Annotated in this window: 17 protein-coding genes; all 17 read left to right on the forward strand. The window is 39.0% G+C overall.

Annotation, left to right across the window (positions count from 1 at the left end):
- Positions 1-45 precede the first annotated feature (45 nt).
- A complete protein-coding gene (locus MUN88_RS13120; RefSeq protein ID WP_244715739.1) occupies positions 46-210 on the forward strand; it encodes a hypothetical protein in 165 nt (54 codons plus the stop codon).
- Positions 211-294: 84 nt separating this feature from the next.
- Entirely contained in the window at positions 295-1920 is a 1626-nt protein-coding gene (locus tag MUN88_RS13125) for a BCCT family transporter (protein ID WP_244715741.1), read from the forward strand.
- 605 nt (positions 1921-2525) lie between these two features.
- Positions 2526-2714 carry a hypothetical protein gene (locus MUN88_RS13130; RefSeq protein ID WP_244715743.1) on the forward strand — a complete coding sequence of 63 codons (189 nt, stop codon included), beginning with the start codon at positions 2526-2528 and terminating at the stop codon, positions 2712-2714.
- Positions 2711-4183 (forward strand): sodium:solute symporter family protein, encoded by a 1473-nt coding sequence (locus tag MUN88_RS13135; protein WP_244715745.1) that lies wholly within the window; start codon positions 2711-2713, stop codon positions 4181-4183. Before MUN88_RS13130 ends, MUN88_RS13135 begins: the two co-directional genes overlap by 4 nt.
- Before the next feature lie 90 nt (positions 4184-4273).
- Positions 4274-4693 (forward strand): MarR family winged helix-turn-helix transcriptional regulator, encoded by a 420-nt coding sequence (locus tag MUN88_RS13140; RefSeq protein WP_244715747.1) that lies wholly within the window; start codon positions 4274-4276, stop codon positions 4691-4693.
- Positions 4690-5856, forward strand: coding sequence for an MFS transporter (locus tag MUN88_RS13145; protein WP_244715749.1), 1167 nt, complete (start codon positions 4690-4692; stop codon positions 5854-5856). Before MUN88_RS13140 ends, MUN88_RS13145 begins: the two co-directional genes overlap by 4 nt.
- 114 nt (positions 5857-5970) lie before the next feature.
- Positions 5971-7140: a tryptophan synthase subunit beta gene (gene trpB / locus MUN88_RS13150; RefSeq protein WP_244715751.1), complete on the forward strand. Its 1170-nt coding sequence runs from the start codon at positions 5971-5973 to the stop codon at positions 7138-7140.
- A gap of 2 nt (positions 7141-7142) precedes the next feature.
- A complete protein-coding gene (locus MUN88_RS13155; protein ID WP_244715753.1) occupies positions 7143-7346 on the forward strand; it encodes a YdbC family protein in 204 nt (67 codons plus the stop codon).
- Positions 7347-7581: 235 nt separating this feature from the next.
- Positions 7582-8952, forward strand: coding sequence for a type I glutamate--ammonia ligase (gene glnA / locus MUN88_RS13160; protein WP_244715755.1), 1371 nt, complete (start codon positions 7582-7584; stop codon positions 8950-8952).
- Between the two features lie 101 nt (positions 8953-9053).
- Complete coding sequence (locus MUN88_RS13165) at positions 9054-10271, forward strand: EAL domain-containing protein (RefSeq protein ID WP_244715757.1); 1218 nt, start codon at positions 9054-9056, stop codon at positions 10269-10271.
- A gap of 16 nt (positions 10272-10287) precedes the next feature.
- Positions 10288-11172: a diacylglycerol/lipid kinase family protein gene (locus tag MUN88_RS13170; RefSeq protein ID WP_244715759.1), complete on the forward strand. Its 885-nt coding sequence runs from the start codon at positions 10288-10290 to the stop codon at positions 11170-11172.
- 739 nt (positions 11173-11911) lie between these two features.
- Complete coding sequence (locus MUN88_RS13175) at positions 11912-15208, forward strand: glycoside hydrolase family 2 protein (protein ID WP_244715761.1); 3297 nt, start codon at positions 11912-11914, stop codon at positions 15206-15208.
- Between the two features lie 16 nt (positions 15209-15224).
- Positions 15225-17828, forward strand: a complete 2604-nt coding sequence (locus tag MUN88_RS13180) for an exo-rhamnogalacturonan lyase family protein (RefSeq protein ID WP_244715763.1) — start codon at positions 15225-15227, stop codon at positions 17826-17828.
- A gap of 432 nt (positions 17829-18260) precedes the next feature.
- A complete protein-coding gene (locus MUN88_RS13185) occupies positions 18261-20606 on the forward strand; it encodes a helix-turn-helix domain-containing protein (RefSeq protein ID WP_244715765.1) in 2346 nt (781 codons plus the stop codon).
- Between the two features lie 11 nt (positions 20607-20617).
- Complete coding sequence (locus MUN88_RS13190; RefSeq protein WP_244715767.1) at positions 20618-23122, forward strand: glycosyl hydrolase; 2505 nt, start codon at positions 20618-20620, stop codon at positions 23120-23122.
- Complete coding sequence (locus tag MUN88_RS13195; protein WP_244715769.1) at positions 23123-23749, forward strand: rhamnogalacturonan acetylesterase; 627 nt, start codon at positions 23123-23125, stop codon at positions 23747-23749.
- A gap of 377 nt (positions 23750-24126) precedes the next feature.
- Positions 24127-25656, forward strand: coding sequence for an extracellular solute-binding protein (locus tag MUN88_RS13200; protein ID WP_244715771.1), 1530 nt, complete (start codon positions 24127-24129; stop codon positions 25654-25656).
- Positions 25657-25700: the final 44 nt, after the last annotated feature.

A 25700-nucleotide genomic window follows, 5' to 3' on the forward strand; every position in this document is an offset into this window, starting at 1 on the left:
AAAATAGAGCTTATCTGTAACCGCTTAACAAGAGAGGAGAAAAATATGGGTTCCAATAAAATACGCATTCCGTTACTAGTCGCATTAGTGATATTGATGATTTTAGATTTAACTGGTATTATATATGTTCCCGGTATCATCATTTTTATCATTGCGATTGCTCTTATATGGTATAACATACATATTAGAAGAAATCATAATCGTAATTGAAAGGACAATTAAAGTTGTCCTTTTTTGTTTGGATTCCTTTTTTATGGGTAAGTTAATATTATTTAGGAATGGAAGGTGACGTATTTGAATAATCAACGAATCGACTGGCCAACATTTATTGGGGCCCTTCTTTTATTAATCGCAGTTACAGTTCCTCTCGTTCTATTCCCTGAGGCGGGTAAAGAGTTCGTCAGTATGGCAAATACATTCTTAACGACGAACTTTGGTGTATTATATTTAGCGATGGGTTTGATTGTTTTTGCTTTTCTTATTTATGTAGCGTTCAGTAAAAATGGACATGTAAAACTAGGTGATGAAGGACAAAAGCCTGAGTTTAATTCTTTTTCCTGGGCAGCCATGCTCTTCGCTGCTGGTATTGGATCGAGTATTTTATATTGGTCCGTCATTGAGTGGGTCTATTATTATCAGGGACCACCCTTCGGTATTGAAGGAGAATCGAATGAAGCGATTCAATGGGCAACTGCTTACGGCATATTTCACTGGGGGCCGATTGCGTGGGCGATCTATACGTTACCAGCATTACCAATTGCTTACTTCTATTATGTACGGAAAAAACCAGTATTGAAAGTAAGTGAAGCAGTAAGACCGGTACTTGGACAATGGGTGGATGGCCCGATCGGTAAATTGATTGATGTACTGTTTATATTTGGTCTGTTAGGTGGTGCGGGTACTACGTTAGCATTAGGTACACCAATGATTGCTGAAGGTGTTCATTATTTGACAGGTATACCGGTAACATTAGGCATGCAGGCTTTGATTATGTTAATTTGTACCGTTATTTTTGCGATCAGTGCATATTCAGGACTGCAAAAAGGAATAAAGTTATTAAGTGATGTCAATTTATGGCTAGCATTATTTATTCTGGCCTTTATTTTTATTTTTGGACCGACACGCTTTATCATAGAGACGACTTTTAACGCAGTGGGAATATTGTTAGATAATTTCTTTAAAATGGCAACCTGGGTAGAACCATTCGGTGATCTGGCAGGATTTAAAGAGACAGGCTTTCCAGAAGGTTGGACCGTCTTTTACTGGGCATGGTGGCTTGTGTATGCACCCTTTGTTGGCTTATTCGTAGCTCGTATCTCCCGAGGTCGGACGATCAGAGAAATGATTATAGGGACAATGGTATACGGTACATTAGGCTGTGTATTATTTTTCGGAATCATGGGAAATTTTGGTCTGCACTTACAGCTGACAGGTCAATTTGATGCGATCAGTTATATGGATGCTAATGGGCCAGCAGCAACCATTATTGCTGTTATTGGACAATTACCGTTACCAAATCTAATGATTTTCCTATTTACAATTTTAGCTATTATTTTCCTCGCTACAACATTTGATTCTTCTTCTTTTATTTTGGCATCTGTTGTCCAAAAAGAAGTTGGGGATGAGCCGTTTAGGTGGAATCGTCTGTTCTGGGCTTTCACTCTTTGTATCATGCCGCTGGTATTAATGTTCTTGGGTGGATTAGATACGTTACAAACGGCCAGTATAGTCGGCGGTTTTCCATTAATCTTTATTATGTTCTTGTTGGCATGGTCTTTCATGAGAGCCTCGAACCGGGATATTACAGCTTCTGATGATTATGAATCACCAACCATTCATATAAAGAGATGGAAGAAAAAGAAGAAAAAATCCGCATTGGAAGTGTTGAAAGAAAAAGATCCAGATAAAAAGAATGATTAATCTGAAAGAGACAAGATCACATCGATGATCTTGTCTTTTTAATAAGGTAAGGGAAAGTATAAAATCCGTGGTACAAAGGGAATTTTAATGGGGCAAAGGAAAAAGTGCAGGTTCAGTGAGAGTAATTATTTAATCGTACAGTGCGGCTCAATCGGACAAAATTGAGGGTGGGAAGAGGGTGATTGGCCGATAGCAGAGCCTAATCGGACAAAACCAAGTTTGAGAAGCGGTGAAACGTCCGAAAGGCGAGCCCAAACGGACAAAACCGAGTTTGAGGAGTGGTGAAATGTCCGAAAGAAGAGCTCCATCGGACAAAATCAAGGCAAGCAGTAATAAAATGTCCGATAGAACCCCTCAATCCCCCAAATAAAAGAGCTGAGGCAAATGTCCGATAGATAAAACTTCCGTCAGATCAGCATCCGACGATCCTTCATCATCCTCTATAAAAACACACTCAGCTCCATCCCTGCTGCACCGTTAAAATGCTACAATAAAAAATAATAGAAAATGGATACTGACTTTACATATATTTTTCATAAGTGTCTTTACACATGTATGAAAATGTGTATAATAAAACTCATGACACGAAAGGTTAGGTGAGAGTAGTGAATCAGAAAGAGAAAATATGGGGACTGGTGATTTTGATCATCGTTTTTCTTGGATACTTCATTCCATATGCATTTTTGAGAGATGTAACAAAATGGTATGGAAGTTTTTTGATATGGTCGATTTTAGCTATCATTGTCATCATCGCCAATTACTATCTAGCGAAAAATTGGGGTGAGGAAGAATGAGTACGACCTTAGTTTGGTCAAGTATTTCGGTATATGTTGTTATTGCTATTATTATTGCTTATTTATCAAGAAGTGGTGACCAGAAAAGCATGGCAGGATATTTTCTGGGTGAACGCAAGCTGAATGGATTTGTATCCGCCTTAAGCTATAGTGCGACCACTTATAGTGCCTTTATGCTGGTAGGACTTGCAGGTTTGACCTATAACGGTGGAGTAGGCGGATTTGGATTTGAAATTATTTATTTTATGGGTGTTTCACTTGTAGCCATTTTTGGTCCAAGATTTTGGTTAGTAGGCAAAAAGTATGGCTATGTTACACCTTCGGAAATGTTGGGAGATCGTTATCAAAGTAAATGGGTAGCAATTGTCACTGCTATTTCGAGCTGTCTGTTTTTAATTCCATACAGTGCGGTTCAATTAACAGGTATCGGGTATCTGTTAGCGGGTGTCACGGACGGTGCCATTTCATTTACAACAGGTGTCGTGATTGCAACGGTATTAGCAATTGTTTTTTCTTATATTGCAGGTATTCGCTCTGTTGCCTGGACAGATTCATTGCAGTCGTTACTAATGATCACGACTTCTACATTAGTAGTGATCGTGATCATAGTCCATTTAGGCGGCATTGATGGCTTTTTTGATGCGATTGAAGCAAAAGATCCACAAGCATTAGCCGTTCCAGGTAATGGATTCTTTAATTTTTGGACATTTTTAGGTTTAACAATCCCGTGGTTTTTCTTCAGTATTTCTAATCCACAGGTTAGTCAACGACTCTTTATGCCTGCTTCCTTAAAAAGCATGCGACATATGTTGTTAGGGTTTCTAGTGTTCGGTTTTATCTATACGATTGTTTCTGTCGTCTGGGGCTTTTCCGCTTCTGTGTTATTTCCTGATTTAGAAAATGCTGATTTAGCTACACCGACACTCTTATCATCAGAGGTTGTACCACCTGTTTTAGGTGTGATTGTGATGGTTGGAATTATGGCAGCTGCTATTTCGACCATTGATTCGATATTGTTAACATTGTCTTCTTTATTTTCAAGAGACGTTTATCGCAATGTCACCGATCAGGCAGATGATAGTAAACAATTAATGGTAGGGAAGCTGGTCATTCCGGTAATTGCTGTTCTGGCATTTTTATTCGCGAAATTAGAGTTGGATTTAATTGCGGTCTTGTCTGTAGCTGCTTCTTCAGGATTGATCGTGGTTGTTCCGGCAATCATCGGCAGTTTCTTCTGGAAAAGAGGTACCGCACCTGGTGCAATCAGCAGTGTTGTACTGAGCAGCTTGCTCGTTATCTGGATTGAGTCAACAGATGGATTATTACTTGGCTTAAAATCTGGTATATGGGGACTTCTAACGGCAACCTTGTTATTCATTGTTGTAAGTCTTGTTACAGAAGCTCCGAAACAAAAAGCAGAAGAATTCACTCAATATGTTAGACAAAATATGAGAAGCAGTCGGTCATAATGAACGGCTGTTTCTTTACTTTTGTCGACAATTCGATTATACTGTGAAGGGTGAAATTATTTACCTGGGTAAATAATTAGGAGGGAATATATGGACACAAGTCATTTGTTGCACTTATATAATCAAAAATTGCGTCTGTTTCAAAATGAGCTAAATGAACAATTGAAGCCATTTGGTTTATTTCACTCTCAGTGGACGATATTGTATACGTTGTTTCAAAAGGAAGAGATGACACAGACAGAAATCTGGCAATATTTAAAAGTAGAAGCACCTACTATTACAAGAACACTAGTCCGCATGGAGAAGAATGGCTGGGTGAATCGGTCAATCGGACAGGATAAACGGGAACGTATTGTCACATTGACAAACAAAGCAAAATCTACTTATCCCGAAATAATGAAGCAGATAAAAGGAACAGAAGTGCAATTTTTGCAAAATCTGTCGCAACAGGAAAGACAACAATTCCAACAACTTCTAGAAAAACTATCATTAGAGAGAGGAATAATATGACAGAAAACAAAATCTGGACGAAAGATTTTATTAGCTTAGCAATCGTGAATTTATTCGTATTCATGAGCTTCTACACTTTACTAACAACCTTGCCATTGTTTGTAATGAATGAATGGAACGGTTCAGAAGCAGAGGGTGGCATGGTTGTGACTGCGATGTTATTAGCAGCCATATTGTTACGTCCATTCTCTGGGACTATTCTCAGTAAATATGGAAAGACGAAAGTATTGCTGATCAGTAATATATGTTTTGCGGTCACGATGGTTGTATATATATGGGTTGATTCCTATTATGCTTTACTGTTACTTCGTTTTATTCATGGCTTTTCTTTTGCCATAGTAACCACTGCGACTTCAGCATTGGCAGCGGATATTGTTCCAGCAGCAAAAAGAGGGGAAGGACTTGGCTATTTTACGATGTCGATGAACCTCGCTATTGTACTGGGACCATTTTTCGGGCTGAGTTTCATCCAAATTACTTCCTATAACAATCTATTTATCATTTTATCTATCTTTTCGATTTTGAGCGTGTTATCCACATTCTTGTTAAAAGTAGAGGATCCACCTGAACAAGAAATTACACCGTTTAACTGGAGAGAGTTACTGGAACGCCCCGTGTTACCGATAGCAGCAATAGGTTTATTAATATCATTTGCCTATGCAAGTATCGTTTCTTTCATTTCTGTTTTTGCCTCAGCGAGAGGACTTGATCAGGTTTCCAGCTATTTCTTTGCTGTCTTTGCGATTACGATGCTTTCCACCCGTCCTTTTTTAGGAAAACAATTTGATTTGAGAGGACCGCGAGCAGTTATCATCCCTTGTATGCTTTTGTTTGCAGCTGGATTTGTACTATTAAGTTTATCGCAGAACGCTTTTACCTTCCTGCTGGCGGCTGGAATAATCGGAATTGGCTATGGCTCGTTATTGCCTTTCTTCTTATCTATCTCTGTTTCAAAGGTTTCCTTATCAAGAAGTGGACATGCTACTGCAACGTTTCTGACCCTGTATGATGCTGGTATTGCTATAGGTTCCAGTGTATTAGGGATTGTTGCTTCGATGCTTGGATTTACACAAATGTTTATCCTTTTAGCGGTGTTTGTCTGCCTGATTATATGGATATTCTCCGTTTATATGACGAGGTCAACAAAGAAGATAACAGAGTAATTTTTAAGTTTTTGCAAATCTTTGGTCAGATGTTTGAATTTTCTAAAAATTAATTGAATCTCTATCATGGTTCCCCTAAAATAGAATTAGGTAATATAGAGGGGAGATACGCGCATGAGTGGGCAAGGTTTATTCGGAGAATTTGGCGGCAGTTACGTGCCGGAAGAATTAGGGGAAGTATTAGGTGTATTAGCAGAGGAATTTGAACAAGCTATCAAGGACCCGGCGTTTATTGAAGAGTTTAAAGAAGTATTGGCGGATTGTGTTGGAAGGGAGAATCCATTGACATTCGCCAGAAATTTGTCCCAACAACAACAAGGGGCAAAAATCTATTTGAAACGAGAAGATTTAAACCATACCGGTGCCCATAAGATTAATAATGCGATCGGACAAATATTACTTGCAAAGCGCATGGGAGCAAAACGAGTAATCGCTGAAACAGGAGCAGGACAACATGGTGTAGCAACAGCAACAGCTTGCGCAATGTTTGGGATGGATTGTACGATATACATGGGAAAACATGATATGAAGCGACAAGCTTTAAATGTGTTTCGGATGGAATTGTTAGGTGCAAAGGTAGAAAGTGTCGCAGTTGGTCAAGGAAGATTAAAAGATGCGGTCGATGCCGCTTTAGCAGATTTAGTGGAGAACTATGAAAATACGTTCTATTTACTAGGCTCTGCCGTAGGTCCACATCCTTTTCCTACCATGGTGAAATTCTTTCAGTCCGTGATCAGTGAAGAGTCAAAACGTCAGATTATTGATAAAGAAGGTAAGCTTCCGGCGGCAGTTGTAGCATGCGCAGGTGGTGGCAGTAATGCAATCGGTGCATTTGCCCACTATATTGAGGAAGAAACTGTCCGCCTGATTGGTGTAGAACCAGCTGAAGCACCATCATTGACGGAAGGGGTGCCAGCGGTTATACATGGCTTTAAATGTTTAACATTACTTGATGAAGAAGGCAATCCAAAGCCTACCTACTCTATAGCAGCTGGTTTGGATTACCCGGGTATTGGGCCGGAGCACAGCTATCTCAAAGAATCAGGACGGGCAGAATATGTAACGATTACGGGAGAAGAAGCGTTAGCTGCATTTAAATTGTTATCCGAAACAGAAGGTATCATTCCCGCATTGGAAAGTGCCCATGCTGTTGCATATGCCATCAAGCTGGCAAAAGACTTAGGGACAGAGGAGAGCATCATCGTGAATCTGTCAGGACGCGGTGATAAAGACGTTCAGCAAGTCTTTGAGATGGAGCATGGTGCCAAAGAGCAGGAGGTATAAAAGTGGCAGGTATTAAATTTGAAATTATCGAACAAATTGCTGTATTGTCAGAATCACAAAAAGGATGGCAGAAAGAAGTCAATCTTATCAGCTGGAATGATCGGGAACCAAAGTATGACATACGTGATTGGTCACCTGACCATGAAAAAATGGGAAAAGGCGTAACTCTGACAAAAGAAGAATGGCAAACTCTAAAAAATTTATAAAAAAACAAGCATCCTCTCTAAAGGATGCTTGTTTTTTGTATAACCTCCAACAAGGATGACGGCGGTTTTCAGCGATGATGGCAAAAAAAAAGATCACTTATATAGGCAGCAAAATTATTAAAAAAAGTTTGTCAGATTTTCTTACAATGTTATCGACGGATATTTGGGTTAGCGTGTAGGATAGTGAATAACAAGTGATGTAAAAAATAGTTACATGGAAAAGGGGAAATGAAAGATGGCAACAATAGCTCCAGAGAAAACATTGGACACCGTGGAAAAGTTAGAAGCAATTAAAGAAACTATTAAAACAAAAAATGTTGAATTATTACACTTACAATTTGTAGACATCGAAGGAACGTTGAAACAAGTTACAGTTACAGCTGAACAACTTGATGACGTAGTAGAAGGAGAAACAATGTTTGACGGTTCTTCTATTACAGGTTTTACACCTATTAACCAGTCTGACTTATACTTATTACCAGATTTAAATACATTTGCCGTGTTACCTTGGACGGAAGAAGAGGGATATTCTGAAGCACGATTCTTATGTAGTGTAACAAATCCGGATGGTACATTATTCGAAGGTGATCCACGTAATATATTAAAAAACACTGTAAATAAAGCAAAAGAAAAAGGTTTTTCTATTAATGTCGGTCCAGAACTAGAATTCTTCTTATTTGAAACAGACGAGAAGAATCAACCGACACAAACAGTGCATGATCAAGGTGGCTATTTCGAGCCTGCACCATACGATTTAGGCGAAAGAGTTCGTTTAGAAATCTATAAAACGTTGAAAAAAATGGGCTTTACTATTGAAGCTTCTCACCACGAAGTAGCAGAAGGTCAACACGAAATTAATTTCAAATTTGGTGATGCTTTAACAACGGCAGATAATGCCACTACTTTCAAATGGGTCGTAAAAACAGTAGCACAACAATTCGGATTGCGCGCAACTTTCATGCCGAAGCCTGTATTTGGTGCAAATGGTAACGGAATGCACGTAAATATGTCTTTATTTGATGAAAATGCTGGGAAAAACGCATTCTTCGATGATTCTGATTCTCGTCAATTATCTGAAACAGCCTATTCGTTTATTGCTGGATTACTCCACCACGTACCGTCGTTCGTAGCATTAACTAACCCATTAGTTAACTCTTACAAACGTCTAGTACCTGGTTATGAGGCACCTTGCTACATTGCATGGTCTTCGTCAAACCGTTCCGCATTAGTACGTATCCCGGCTACACGTGGAGCAGGTACTCGTGTTGAAATTCGTTGTCCAGACCCAAGTGCCAATCCATACTATGCATTTGCTAGTATTGCGGCTGCAGGAATCGACGGTGTGGAAAAATCATTACAAGCACCAGAAGAAACAGTTGATGATATCTTTAGCATGGATTTAGCAGAACGTGAAGAGCGTGGGATTGAAAACCTTCCAACGATGCTTGGTGAAGCGATAGAAGCTCTGAAAACAGGAGAAATTGGTAAAAAAGTTCTTGGAGATTTTGCTTTAAATGAATATGCTTCATTTAAACAAGATGAGTGGGACAGTTATCGAATCGCCGTAACGGAATGGGAACTTGATCGCTATCAGGCCAAATTTTAATGAAAGTAATAAATAGTCTGAATTCCAAACGGATTCAGACTATTTTTTTTGATTAAACCGTTTGCCACCGTTACAATAAATGTAAGGAGAGGAGAATGCACATGGATCCTTTAGATATAATGATGCATGTAGATAAAATAAAACCGCATTTTCAGGCAATTTTCAGCGCTGACAGCCATGAAGTGGTCGGTTATGAAGTGCTGGGACGACTGGAATTGGACGATCAATCTATTCGTTTAGGTCCTTTTTTCCGCGATCCTAATGTTCCCGATGATTTCAAAATGGAAATGGACCAAAAAATTCAAGATCTTGCGTTGCAGCAATATTTGGAACAAGGAATGGATGAACAGCTCTATATTAATGTTCATGCAGATTATTTTGCTTCCGACAAAGAGGATGAATATTTAGAGCATTTAATTGCTTATCAAGAAAATGGCCTTGACCTATCGAAAATCATTATAGAAATTACGGAGCACCATTTTGCAGGAGATATCGAAATTCTGTTACATACGTTTAAATACTTAAAAACATTGGGTATAAAGATAGCAATTGATGATTTAGGCAGGGGATCGAGTAATTTAGATCGGATCAGCTTAATGGAGCCGGATATTCTGAAAGTCGACTTAGAAGCATTGCAGAATGAATCCATGTCTACAGCGTTCCACGGTATTATTTACTCTCTATCCTTACTTTCACGTAAATTGGGTGCTGAATTATTATTTGATGGCATTTCATCTAACTACCACTTCCATTATGCTTGGCGAAATAATGGTCGCTATTATCAAGGTAGTTTTCTAGCTGAACCTGCTAATCAATTTGTGGAAAAAGGTCGTCTCAAAGAACGCTTTCGGCATGACATTCAGCAATTTATTCAAGTGGAACGAGCAAAGCTCACGACGAAATTTCAACTTACAACAACATTAAATCATCAAGTGCAGGAAAAATGGAAATTAATTAAGAAAAGTAAAAGTCTTGATGAACAGGTAGATGATTTAGCCAAAGAAATGGAGCATATTTTCTTTCGGATCTATGTGACAGATGAAGACGGATTTCAAAAAACAGTAAACTTCATCCATCTTGGACATGACTGGGTATGGGACGAAACCGTTAAGGGGAAAAATTGGAGTTGGCGCCCTTATTTTATCGAGAATGTAATTCGGATGAAGGAAGAAAAAACAGGTTTTTTATCTGAGCTCTATAATGACATTGAAACAGGAGAAAGAATTCGCACATTTTCTTTTCCTTTAGATGAGACTCTTTATTTGTTTATGGATGTCTCACCAATGTACTTAGATGAGCATCAAGACTTGTTGTGGTAAGAGGGAGGTACCTCAGTTGGCATCTCAACAGGCGATGATTATTGTAAATCCCAGTTCGGGCAGGGAAAAAGCACAACAATACAAAGATGATATAAAAGAGATATTGCAGCAACAAGATTACGAGGTTTCAGTAAGAGAGACGGAAAAAGCGTATGATGCCTTACAATTTGCCGAAGAAGCAAGTCAGTCAAAAATAGGTCTCGTCTCTGTTTTGGGTGGGGACGGAACTGTTAATGAAGTGATCAATGGCTTGGCAGAGAAGGAGTATCGGCCAATGCTTCATATTATTCCATTAGGCACGGTAAACAATTTCGCTAAAGCACTCAATATTCCTTTAAAGCCGGAAGAAGCTAGTCATGTGTTAAATGAAATGAATGCAAGGCCAGTCGATGTTGGTAAAATAAATGATCATTATTTTATGAATTTAGTTAACATTGGTGCCATTGCGGAAGCTACCTATCAAGTATCAGCAGATCAAAAATCAAAATTGGGACCACTTGCTTACTTTATTGAAGGAGTCAAGAAGTTTTCGGAACATGATATCTTTGCTGCGGAAATAGAGCATGATCAGCAAAAAGAAGCGTACCAGGTGATACTTATTATTATCGCTGTTACGGATACGTTAGCTGGAATCCAGCATGTATTATCTGAAGCAGAAGTGGACGATGGTTATTTACATGTCTATGCGATCAAGGATTTAACCAATTTGGAAAGTGTCTCGATGCTGACGCAATTTGTGAATGGTTCGTTAAAGGATCAACAACAGGTAGCTTATTGGAAAACAAAAGAAATTTCTGTTCACACAACCCCTTCAAAAATAACGAACATTGACGGGGATGAAGGAGAGTCCACACCGATCAAACTTTCCGTTTTAAAACAGCACATCAACATCTTGACATAAAACACCTGATACTTGTCAGGTGTTTTTATTTGTACCCAAAGAATGCATATCACTACTGTCATTATGGGGAAAGGAAGTAGTGTTGAAAAGTGAAAAAGTAAATGAAGGTTCTATGTAAACTATATAGTTGTGGTTATTTTGACATACGGAATGTGCTAAGTAAAGCTCCGGAAATATGCTTAAGGAAGTGCTAAAACGTATGGAAGAGCTAAAATCAGTGGTGCTAGGCATCTTATGTAGAATTCGAATGCTATTATGGCAATTATAATCAGCTCAATATGCTAGCTCTTGTATAAGTGCTTAGCTAGCATAATCCGTATTATAGGTACCTATATAATTTGACTAAATCCGGACTTGTTTTTTCTTCCTGTCTTGAACTAAGGGGTGTGGTGTTGTAGTGATACAAGCAGATATAGGTACAATCAAGTGGACTTGCAGACTGGATTCTATTTTTATACGGTTTTGTTGATGTGCATACCAGCAATACTTTTTTGCATGTATTTCGAAGAGACTTGAAAACGGTCATGATGGGACATGAAGATTATTTTATGTATAAAACAACACATTTTTGCCCTGTATACAGACATAGGGTTTCTAAAGAAATGGTTCATAATACGGATAGCCAAAAATCCTTTTTTGTTAGGTAAGGCAAAAAAGTATCATTGTTGGAAAAGAAGAACGATGCTATTATTTTGAAAACGCTTCCTGACAAAGGTGGAGTAAGGAGGAATAAAAAAGCATGCGAAACAATAGCCATCATTTCATCGATGCTAACCAAGCAAAGTCCGAAGTTTATAATTTTAATTATGAATGGCGGTTTAAACTGGCAGATTGTTTTCCGTTACAAGAGGCACTGGACACATGGAAGGATAAGAACGGAAGATGCTTTTATGAGAAGGAATACGAGGAACAAGATTGGCAAACTGTAGGTGTTCCTCACACCTATAACGATAAAGATTTATTTGTTTCAAGAATAGAGGATACCGGCAGTGGGCAGAAACGAACCTTTGCATTCTACAGAAAATGGTTTAAGTTGCCTGAGAAGCATTACAACAAAAAGGTCATGATTGAATTTGAAGGAATACGTCAAACTTGTTATTTGTATGTCAATGGCAAAATGGCAGGCTATTATGAGTCAGGTGTCGCCCCGTTTGGGTTCGATCTTACACCATACATCCACGACCAGAAAGACAATTTAATTGCTATTGCGACGGATAATACATCTTCCAGAAATTTAGATCACTTTGCTGCGGAAACTCCGAATAACGATGGAGCGATTCCAGGGGGGTTCATTGCATCGCTTCAACCAGATTCGATTTCAGAGGATAAACGTGGAGTAGGTTATTTTTGGAACGCCAATGATTTTAATCCGAGTATTGGTGGCCTTACGAAAAACATCAGGTTACACATTAAGCCTACGTTACATATTACCTTACCGATATACAGTAACCTCCAGACAAAAGGGGTGTATATTTATGGTTCTGATTTTGATATAGAGAATAAAAAGGCAATGATACATGTTCACGCAGAGATAAGAAATGAATCAGAAAGAGCGGAAGAAGTATCATTAGTATCCATTATTTATGATCATAGCGGTAAGGAAGTAGCAAAGGCATCTTCAGGATGTATAACAGTACAACAGACAAAGGCGCTAACTCCTTATTCACCATTATCGATTGTTCCAAGTGATGCTTATAAAAGAACGGGAAGGGGATATACGCCTGTACCGGAAGATCAAGTAGCTCCGACGGATACCGATTCTGTAGAGATCACACTTATAAAAAGCAATACAACTGGCTCTGATCTGCGCTTCTGGTCGCCGGATGACCCTTATTTATATACGGTTCAAACCTATTTGTTCTGTAATGGAGAAGTGCTAGATCAGGTAACGAATACTACGGGTTTTCGAAAAGTTTCCTATGATTTTGAAACTGGTCTGAAAATAAATGATCAACGAGTATGGTTAACCGGCTATGCGCAACGCGCTGCAAATGAATGGGCAGCCATCGGGACTGCGGTAGATTGGCTAAAAGATATTGATGCGCAGTTAATTCGTGAAAGTAATGCGAATCACATCCGCTTTATGCATGTAGCAGGCAGTCCGGCAGATATTCGGTCATTTGACCGGTATGGAGTGGTTTGTACACAACCTGCTGGTGACAAGGAAAGAGAAAATTTTGGCAGACAATGGGACCAACGTGTGGAACTTATGAGAGATGTCATCATTTATTTTAGGAATAATCCATCCATTTTGTTTTGGGAAGCTGGCAACAATTCAATTAATGCCGAACATATGAGAGAAATGCGATTATTAAAAGAAAAGCTCGATCCTTTCGGTGGCAGATACATGGGGTGTCGAACATTAAACACAGATGAACTTTTACAAGAGGCTGAATATGTAGGCACTATGCTAAATCGTCATGCTGGTCGTTATCAGTCTGAACAAATGCCTGTCACCGAGACAGAATATTTACGAGAAGAAGCACCAAGACGCGTCTGGGATGATTTTTCTCCACCAGATTTTGATTACGATAATCTTTGGTTGGGGCCAGGTGGACGAAAGCAAGTGGGAGCGGATTGTCATGACCTTACTTCAGAGGATCTCGCACTATATGCGGCAAAGGGTTATGCAGAGTTTTTCCACGATCGCATTGGTGGTGCTTCTGGAAAGAATTATTATACTGCTGCGGCTGCGTTATGCTGGACAGACTCTGCTCAGCACGGAAGGCAAGCAGCGAGCGAAAATGCCAGGATGAGTGGTCGTGTTGATCCGGTACGAATTAAAAAGCAAAATTTTGATGTATTCCGAACAATGCAGTCACCTGAAGCAACGGTCCATATTGTCGGACATTGGAATTACCCCGAAGAGAATGGAAGTAACTATCGTTATTCAGTAAAAGAATTTGATGGTACTTATTGGAGAAAAACCGGCAAATTTCAATATAGAAATCCACGTGACAAGACCGTGTATGTGATAGGCAGTTACGGTATAGCCAAAATTGAATTGTATATCAATCACCAGTTTTTGGCAGTATGCGATCAACCGTTGGATACATTTGTGTTTGCTTTCTATCATATTGATATTACACAGTCCGGTTCCATTACTGCTGTTGGCTACGATTATCAAGGAGAACAAGTGACGAATGATACAGTGGAGACCGTCTTGGAACCAACAAAAATAAAGCTTACTGCCCATACTGGTAATAGAGGATTATTAGCAGACGGAACCGATATTGCCTATGTGGACGTGGAAGTGGTAGATGAACATGGACGGATACATCCATTAGCAAATGACAAAATCGAATTTGTGCTTGAAGGAGGGGGTATTTTTCTTGGTGGTTATAATAGTGGCAGATTTAACGGCTATGGAAAAGCAGATAGTGTGATCCATCAGCATCATGTTTATGCAGAGTGCGGCAGTAACCGTGTATTTATACGGTCAACAAATCAAGCAGGAGTAGTAAAACTAATAGCTAAAATGAAAGGGATATCTGATCAAACGGTCGAGATTATCAGTCAAGCTGCCGATAGAAGAGCACTGTCACTTGAATACCCACAATATGAAACAGCATCTGTTGTGCAACCCAGTAATCAAAACTATCCATTCGAAGCAATAGCAGAAGCAGATGCTGTTAAATATCAGGAGCCGGATCATATATATTGTAAGGTTGTCGTCAACGGGCAAGAACCGAACACCTATGGCATTCTCAGTATCTATGAACATGGAAGTGTGTACAGCCCGATATTGTTTATTCTTGAGAGTATGAAAAAGGATTTTCCCCATTTATTTGACTATCAATACGATGAACAGAATGGGATTTTAACGATAGATTCATATGGTCGAACAATTGTAGCGGAGCAAGGCAGGACACATCTTTTGGTTGACGGTGAAGAAAATCTGCTGAATGGGGAGCCATATAAAGATTCAAATGGTGCTCTTATCGTAGAAATTAACGCGGTTATTTCTTATATCAAAGATGTCATTTCTTATTATGATGAGAAGGCGAGTTTGTTCCGAATAAATATACCTGTTTAGAAGGGAGTAATAAACAATGTCAAATAAAGTGAATGTATATTGGTTAGATCAAAAGCCAGTCGTCAACAGAGGCGTAACATGGGGAATACCTTGGGAAAAGGGACATTTAAAGAAAACAGATTCCTTAACCTTAACGGATAATCATGATGCGGAGATTCCTCTTCAAACATGGCCGACCGCATACTGGCCAGATGGCAGTGTGAAATGGACGGCACATGCGGTATCCTTAATGGATGATAGGTTGTCAGAAACCTATCAGGTGAAAAAAGGATTAGCCATCATCCCTGAGAACCCACTGACTGTAGAAAAGTCCGATGAATCGATTCAAATTAACACTGGGCATCTGATTTATAAAGTAAATACGTCAGGTGAACAAATTATCAGTCAAGTACACAATGGTGAACAACTTGTGTGTGAAGGTGGGTATTTGAAAGGAATAAAGGAATCCTTCACTGATACTGATGGCGTTGTAACGACAAGGCAAGAAGCTTTCTATAGTGATATAAATAGTGCGATTGTTGAACAAAGTGGTCCAGTTAGAGCTGTCGTGAAGATAACAGGACGACACAAAGTTGTTTCTGATCAACGTAAATGGCTGCCCTTTACGTTAAGGTTATATTTTTATGCGGGTCAATATACGATGAGAGCGGTGCATACGTTTATCTATGATGGTAATCCACATCAGGATTTTATTAAAGGGATCGGGATTGATTTTCGAATACCAATGCAAGGTCCATTATATAATCGGTATGTACGATTTGGAGGAGATGAAGGATTCTTTCGCGAATCACCAAAAGGGATGCTTACCTGGCGGACAAAAGGACATTACGAAACACTTTATCAAGACCAGATGGAAGGTAAGCCGATTCATTTTCTGGAGGAGGATCAAGCCTTTGTCAATTTGCTTGATGATGCTGCTACTTGGGAAAATTATAAATTGGTCCAGCAATCTGCTGATAGTTATGCTATTTCCAAACAAACGAAACATGGATGTTCCTGGGTTCATGCCGTTTCCGGAAATCGAGCAAATGGTGTCGCTTATATTGGAAGTGAATCAGGTGGAATGACCATAGGGGCACGTAATTTTTGGCAGAAGTACCCTTCCTCTTTTGAGGTAAAGGAGTTAGCTAAACAAACAAGTACGTTGTCCACATGGTTCTGGTCGCCTGATGTACCTTCGATGGATATGAGGCATTATGATACAGAAACACATGTAAAATCCTCCTATGAAGGTGCAGAAGAATTTCGCAGTACACCTTATGGAGTGGCCAATACAAATGAAATCACCGTGGGATTTTACTCATCTACGCCTGATCAAAAGGAGTTGCGGTCATTTGTTCGTGAGAAAGAATCTCCTGCGTTGTTGGTATGCGAGCCAACTTATTACCATCGAACAAGTGCATTAGGCGTTTGGAGTGTGAAGGATGCAAGCACTCCGACAAAAGCTAAACTGGAGCAAGCACTGGATGAAGTGGTGCAATATTATATGAATGAAGTGGAACAACGAGGCTGGTATGGTTTTTGGAATTACGGTGATGTGATGCATAGCTATGATCCAATCCGTCACGTATGGAAATACGACTTAGGTGGCTGTGCATGGCAGAACACAGAATTAGCTCCGAACTATTGGCTTTGGTACATGTTCTTACGATCAGGCCGTGATGATATTTTTCGTTTTGCTGAAGCGATGACAAGACATACAAGTGAAGTCGATGTATACCATATTGGTGAATATGCAGGTCTGGGCTCCAGGCATAATGTTGTCCACTGGGGCTGTGGCTGTAAGGAAGCACGAATTGGTGCAGCCGGTTTGCATAAAATCTATTATTATCTCACAGCGGATGAACGAATCGGAGACATTATGGACGAAGTAGTTAATGCTGATTACACGACAGAACATATACCTCCTATGAGGGCATATTTTCCCAAAGATCATTTCCCGACTCACGTAAGAAGTGGTCCTGATTGGGCCGCGTTTTGTTCCAATTGGCTAACACGGTGGGAACGTTATGAGGATACATCATTCCGTGATAAAATGTTGACAGGAATTAACTCGCTGAAAAATATGCCCTATCGCTTACTGACAGGACCTGTTTTCGGTTATGAACCTAGAACTGGTGATTTAATGTTCTTTGGTAATGAAAACCACGGACACCACTTAATTATGAGCATGGGTGGTGCACAGGTCTGGATGGAATTGGCGGAGGTTCTGGAAGACCCGGAATGGCTGGAAATGCTAGCTGAGTTTGGTGCATTTTATAATTTGCCAGCAGATGAAAAGGCAAAAAGGACAGATGGTGCAATCACAGGTGACAAGCCATGGGGAACGTCGATGCTTTCCTCAACGTTAGTAGCATTTGCAGCAGCATATAAACAAGATCCACAATTGGCGAAAGAGGCGTGGCAATATTTATTAGAAGATGATACACACTGGCAGATCAAATCACCGTTAAAATTAAATAAAACAAACGATTACGTAAAACCAATCTCAGAAGCGAAAAACATATCCACAAACACAGCTTCCCAATGGTCGCTAAATGTGATTGTATGTATGGAACTGATTGAACAGTACTTAGAACCCGCCATGCAAGAAAATACAACTTTGGCAAATAAGTATTAACTAGTAAAAAAATAAAATACGGTAACATTCAAAAATTGCATATTGCAGGAAAGGTATTCGCCCTTTATAGTGTCACTATAGTTGATAGAGGGAGAGGGGGAATGCCTTTTTTCTGAGAGATAAAACGAGGAATATAAAACTGCTCTCGATACAATTTATCAAGCAAGATGACTTTTATGGATACCACTCAATATGCTTCTCTTACAAAAATTGTAGAGCGGTATCCTTGTACAAAAAATTACAGCAAGGCTAGTAAATATAATTTGTATCTAATATAAATCTAACTTGGTAGAATCAAAAGTTCTTCTGTAGGTTTATACATGATGCAGCTATGGATTAGTTGTTGTTTTGTAAAACAATTTTAAATCTTTTCCCCACCTTGTGTAAAAGCGCTTACAATTGTGGTAATATAAATGTTGTGAGGTGGGGAAAATGGATTTCAAAAAAGTGATGAGAAATTGGAAATACTGGTTCTTAAATCGCTGGCAAAGCAGTTATTTTCGCAAAAGTTTTCTATTAATTCTTTTTATTACATCGATTCCAGGCATTATTTCAGGTATTGCTATTTATACATTTGGATTAAATTCTACTGAAAATGAATTGCGAAAAGTGCACGTAGAAGAAATAGATGAGCGCGCACAAAATATTGATGACCAATTAAACTATTTGGAAGAATCATTAACGTATTGGGCGTATGAACCAACATTTAATTATCAGTTGATTACCACAGATTTTGTTTATGAATTTCAAACGACAAGAGATATTATGCAGAAATTATTAATTCTTGAAGGCAGTCAGCCATTGATTAGCCATGTAGATCTCTTTGTAGAAACACACGATGGTCCGGTACTGTTTACACCGTATATGAATAAAATTACTAGTCAGGAGCAGCAAGAGGCTTATCATAGTTTTTTAGAATCATCAACTAACATATCGTGGTATCACAACGAGAAGCAGTTTGAGGAGACAGAATATGCAAATAATTTATTACTAGCTCATCAAATACCTGGAGTTGTAAATAGTTCATTCGGCGCGATTGTTGTTTCACTCGATAAGAAAAGCCTTACGCAAACATTGGAAACGTTAACACCATACAGTAACGGTGTAACTTTGTTAATGAACGAAAATGATGAAGTATTATTGTCAACGGAGAAAACAAACGATCAAGCATTTACGAGTAAGCTAGTCTCGATGTTTGCAAATAAGCAACAATCCGATCGTTCCTTTCAAATGGATTGGGATGACAAAACGTACTCCGTTTCATTCGGTACTTTTAATCGAGTTGGTTCTGAATGGACTTATGTTTCCGCTGCACCGATATCAGCTATTACGACCCCGATAATCACTATCTCTAAAGTTATCCTGATTGCCAGTCTTACGGTGTTAGGCTTAGCGTTTCTGCTAACATGGTTTGTATCAAACCGTTTGTATCAGCCGGTCAGAAAGTTAGCTAGCAGCTTTACTAATACAAATTCTGCGACACAAAAAGGCCCGAAAGACGAATTTAAACAAATTAGAGACCGGATTGATACTTTAACCTTTGAGAGTGAACAATTAGAGCGAAGAATAACGAAACAGATACCACAATTAAGACAAAACTTTCTCATTCAATTAACGAAGGGATATTTATATGATTTCGATGAATATGCTCTAAAGAGAAGAATGGAGAATTACAGATGGAAAGTGGACAATACGTCATTTGTTTTACTCGACATCCAATTAACAGGGATCGTTGCCAATGAAGAAAGGAAATACGAAGATGATAGTTTGCTAGCCTTTGCAATGGCAAATATTGCAGAAGACGTAACGAAAGAGTACATAGAACAATATGCCGTTCTTAATCAATATGACATGACAGCGACAATTTTTTTAATTGTTCCTGATCAAATATCAAATGTATCCGAATTATTACGAAGTCTTAGTGAAGACATAACGACTTCCATTAACCGTGTCTTAGCACGATATGTCACGATTACGATCAGCTCAAAAACACCTAAAATCAAAGATATTAATTTTCTGTTTGAAGAGATTGGAAGGGTCAAACGTTTCCGGGATTTTCACAAACAGAATCAGATTCTTATGTTAAATGAAGTCGAACAGAATGTGACGGGACATCAATTATTCTATCCATTTGAAATGGAAAAAGAAATTATCCAATCGATTAGAAGAGGAAAAATTAATGAAACAGAGACGTTGATTCTTCAATTCTTTGATCAGCTACTCGACAATAGTACAAAGGAAGTTAGTGTGCAAGCTGGCATGATGCAGCTGTATAGCGCCATTCAACACGAAATATTACTGTCAGGAGTGGATCCGGTCATTTTATTCAAGGGACGGAATATGTATGAAGAATTAGCACAACTTCGTGAAATGGAATGGGTAATCAAATGGCTGATCGAGCAGGTCATAACACCCTATGTTCACTACTTAGAAGATAACATGAATATGGAAATGAAGATGGTTGTCGATAAAATCGTAACGTACATCGAAGAGCATTATATGGAAGATATATCACTGGAGAGTTGTGCAGAGTATGTCAATGCCACATCGTATACGATCAGTAAAGCGTTTAAGAAAGTACACGGTGTTAATTTTATCGATTATTTAACTAAGCTAAGACTTGATAAAGCAAAAGAACTTTTATTACAAACGAATATGAAAATAAATGAAATTGCAGAAGAAGTGGGGTACAGACATAGTTATTTTAATAGGATATTTAAAAAACATGTAGGCTTGCCTCCAAGTCAATATCGCAAATCGAGGGCAAGCAATACTTAGGAGGAATACAAGTGGATGCTTTATATCAACAATTTCTTCAACCTGCAACAGAGTTTGCTCCAATGCCGTTCTGGTTTTGGAATGATCGTCTGGACAAAGCTGTGTTACGGGAGCAAATAGCAGATTTTCAACAAAAAGGGGTAGAAGGCTTCGTATTACACCCGCGTAAAGGGATTCCGGAACAGACGAAATATTTGTCAGATGAATTCATGGAATATGTCCGGTTCGCTGTGGAGGAAGCAGATCAACGGAACATGCACGTGATTTTGTATGATGAAGCGATGTACCCATCCGGTGCTGCGAATGGGAAAGTAGTGGAACAAGAACCCCGATTTGCAAGTCGAGGATTAAAGGTGCAGGAGATGAATGACTGGGATCAATCGATAGAAATCCCATTGGAGTCAGATGATCGAGTAGTTGCTGTATATTTAGCATTGAAAAATGAAAGCGAGGGATATGATGTTGACCATACGACATGTCTCTACCCATTAAATGCCCAAGTGGTTATGATTAACCGAGAGAAAGCAGTGGTGCCGGCTGAAGTGATCGATTCTTTCTTCCAAGCAAACAATCGGAAAAAAGAAGAATATGCTTGTCTATTTTTAATAGAAGGATATACGGAAGGAACGATTCGTGGTGTACATCCGGAACAGGATGATGGTGAGACGCATGCACCTCGCTCTGCAGATTTATTAAATCCGGCGGCAGTGCAATCCTTCATTAATTTGACTCATGAAAGATATAAAGAAATAGTAGGGGATTACTTTGGTAATACCATCTTTGCCATGTTTACGGATGAACCGGACATAACTGGAAGAAATTCAAAGCCTGGTTATCTGGCGTGGACGCAACATTTTGAAATCTCTCTGTATCATGAAGGGCTTCATGTCGAAGATCTGCCTGGGTTATTTTTTGATATTGGAGAGAAAACGTCTAGGATCAGGCAAACGTATCAAAAAGCAATCGACAAACGAATGCTCGAAAGCTACTACATACCAATTGCAGAATGGTGTAAAGAAAATCGATTGCATTTAACTGGTCATCCTGCGAAAAGTGATGATATCGGTTTGTTGAAGCCTTTTACTATTCCAGGTCAGGATGTTGTTTGGAGATGGGTTGCGCCAGAAGATGATCAAGGAATTACTGGTGAACACACCACTGCTGGTAAGTGTGGCAGTGATGCGGCCAGGCATTATGGCCGCAGAAGAAATTTAAATGAATATCTCGGTGTTTGTGGGGTGGATAACAGTTGGAATTTATCTGCATCTGATATGAAATGGTATACCGATTGGTTAGCGGTAAGAGGCGTTAACTTGTTTTGCCCTCACGCCTTTTACTATTCCGTTGAGGGTAGAGAAAGAAGCCATGAACGTCCGCCAGATGTAGGATTGAATAATGTGTGGTGGCCATACTATTCCTATTTCAGTACTTATATCAAACGGATAAGCTGGCTGATGACAGATAGTGTTAACCAAGCAGGTATAGCAATTTTGGCACTGGACCATTATTTACCATGGAAAGTGGCAGCTGCTTTTTATCAAAATCAAATTGAATTTAACTATGTACATGAATCGTTATTTAAAGACGAGAAGGTTACGGTAGAAAATGGGCGGCTAGTGATTGGTGATCAAAGCTATCAAGCTGTCTTAGTGGATGATATGGAATGGTCACAGCTTGATAGCAGTGTTTTGAAACAATTAAAGCTTTTTGCTGATCAAGGCGGCAAAGTCTATGTTGTTTCCGACACACTTCAGCAACCAGACTTTGAAACAATTTATGTAACCAGTGACGATAATAAGAAGTTAGCAGAACAGTTAGCCATGCATCGTTATACTGAACTAACAGGAGATCATCAAAACATTCGAATAACGAAAATTAATAAAGGTGGTCGACTGTTTTACTTTATGACAAATGAAGGAGAATCCAACTATAAAGGCGGCATCCAATTTGTGACAGATCAACCTGTTGAAGAATGGAACCCTTGGACAGGTGAAAGAAGTTTACTGATGAAATTAGATGACAATGACTACTATTTACATCTTCCGAGAAGAGAATCCATTATATGGGCAGTTGGTCATGAAGATGGCACGATTGAAACGAGGGCAAAAAGAAAAGCTGTCACTGAGGAATGGACGTCTACATTACAACCCCAAAACAAAGAGGGTGCATGGAATCGTTCAGAACTGTTGGACTGGAGTATGTGTGAAGAATTGCGGTACTTCTCAGGTACAATGGAATATCTATTCTGCTTTGAATATGACGGTGAAGATGTCGAGGAAATTGTTATTGACCTTGGAGAAGTCCATGAAATAGCGGAAGTAACGCTTAACGATTCACCATCAAAGGTGAAAATGTGGTCCCCTTATGACGTGACATTCTCATCTGATTATTTGTTGGATGGAAAGAACACTTTGCACGTTTTTGTTACCAACAACAGTGCAAATAAGATGGATCAGCAATTATTGCCATCAGGATTAGTCGGGCCAATAAAAATAATAGGGAAAAGGAATGAGTAAATGAATTCGAGTATTTTTTTGGCAAGTGACTCTACTTGCCAAACCTATACAAAAGAGCAAGCACCCCAAGCGGGATGGGGGCAATTTTTGCCCGAATATTTACCAGAATACACGATTTGCAATCACGCCATAGGTGGCAGGAGTTCACGAACGTTCATTGAAGAAGGTAGATTAAAAGATATCGAAAAAGAAATACAAAAAGGTGATTATCTGCTGATCCAAATGGGTCATAATGATGCAACAATACAAAAACCGGAAAGATACACCGATCCCTACACAGATTATAAGCAATATTTAAAACAATATATCGAAGTAGCGAGATCTCATTATGCCACTCCAGTCCTGATTACGCCAGTGGCACGCTTGCATTATGTATTAGGTGAATTTTTAATAGATTTCAACGATTATTGTAATGCAATGAAAGAAGTAGCGGAAGAGGAAGAATGTATCTTGCTGGATTTAATGTCGCTGAGCATTGCACATCTGACAGATGTTGGATTGGACCAAGCTACAACCTACTATATGGTAGATGTAAATGGAACAGATTATACTCATTTTACAGAACAAGGTGCGAACCAAATTGCTGCAATCATTGCGAAACAATTGCACTTGATTGTTACAGCCTGAGGATTTTTATACCCCTTACCAGCAAAGTAGGGGGATTTTCTTTCTTTTAAAGCAATGACAATACATACAATTTTGCATGGATACGGAGAACCACCTCCATACAAGCGTTTCGCGGTACTGTGCAAGAAAGTGTTAATCCGCTATAAAAGTGATATTTTTCTAATGTAAACCCTTATAACACTAGGTAGATCGATACAAATTGGGAGCCAGACAAAAATTGAATATTGATGGAAAAATGAAAGCGTTTTATATTTGGTTCATCGACACACATTACTTCCTTTCCAAATTTCAATGAAGAAAGGGTGGATGATGAAAGGCAAAAAAAAGAAATAAGTAATGTGCTCGTCAAAAACTTGTCAAACTATGGGAGGGTCAAGATGAAAGCAAAATGGTTTCGTTACGTTATTTTAGCATTTTTAGTCGTAGGGATTTTATTAGTCGCTGGTTGTAGTGATGATAGTGAAACAGCAGGCAATGATTCAGGTGGAGATTCAGATGGAGAAAGCTCTGGTGAAAAAATGAATTTGCGTGTTTTCGTACCAACTTTTTCTACAGAACCTCCAACAGATGAAAGTCCTGTATTAAAGAAAATTGAGGAGTACACGAATAAAGAAATCACAATGGAATGGGTGCCAAACAGTAACTTGGAGGATAAGTTTAACATTACGTTATCTTCCGGAGATCTTCCGCATGTGATGTATGTACCTAGTAAATCGCCAAGTTTTATTAGTGCAGTAGAAGATGGAGCATTCTGGGAGTTAGGACCTTATTTAGAAGATTATCCGAACTTAAGTCAAGCAAATGATATCATCTTAAATAATAGTTCTATTAATGGCAAGGTTTATGGTATATACCGTGCACGTGATTTAGGACGAAATGGTGTAATTATCCGCAAAGACTGGCTAGAGAATTTAGGGTTAGAAGAACCGAAGACGGTTGATGAATTCTATAATATGTTAAAAGCGTTTAAAGAAGAAGATCCTGATGGAAATGGACAAGATGATACGTACGGTATGGTAGTTTCCAAATATGAAGGCCCATGGGATGTAATGCAAACATGGTTCGGCGTACCTAATAAATGGGGTGAAGACGAAAATGGAGAGCTTTATCCAGCCTTTATGGATGATAACTATATGGAAGCCTTAGATTTCTTCAAAAAATTGTATGATGAAGGGCTTGTCAACGAAGACTTTGCGGTAATGGACCCTGCACAATGGTCGGAACCAGTTGTAGCTGGTGAAGCGGGGGTTCAGGTCAATGTACTTGATGAGGGTCACCGTATTCAAGAGAAAATCGTGGATGCAAATCCGGACAACGAGGATCCAATTACCGTAATAAAAACGGTAGAAACAGATGCAGGAGTACACAATTTACCAACTTCTGGATACTCTGGTATGTTGGCAGTATCGAAAACATCAGTAAAGTCTGAAGAAGAATTGAAGCAAGTATTAGATTTTCTTGACAAAATGAATGATGAAAAAGCACAAATTCTAGCAGAAAATGGTATCGAAGGACAACATTATGAAATCGTTGATGGAAAATACGAATCTAAGCTAGCTGATGATGCGGCTCTTAAAGCAGAAGTAGACGGTTTTAACCAAATGCTTATGTACCTTCCAGAACCTAAGTCACTAAAAGCAGAATCAACTCCTTTACGTGAGTTAGAAGAGAATTTAAAAGTCGAGAATGAAGATATCGTCGTACCGAATCCAGCAGAATCATATATTTCGGATGTTTATTCGAAGAAAGGTCAACAGCTGGACAATATCATTATCGATGCTCGTATTAAATATATTGTCGGTCAAATTGACGAAGCTGGACTTGAGGAAGCAGTGGAACGCTGGAAGAGCTCTGGTGGTACAGAGTACATGGAAGAAATCAACCAACTACATCAGGATGCTCAATAATCGATGCTGAACAGATAAGATGATAAAAGCAGGTTGGATGGCCT

Origin of the sequence: Gracilibacillus caseinilyticus (assembly GCF_022919115.1) — a bacterium.
GTDB lineage: Bacteria > Bacillota > Bacilli > Bacillales > Amphibacillaceae > Gracilibacillus > Gracilibacillus caseinilyticus.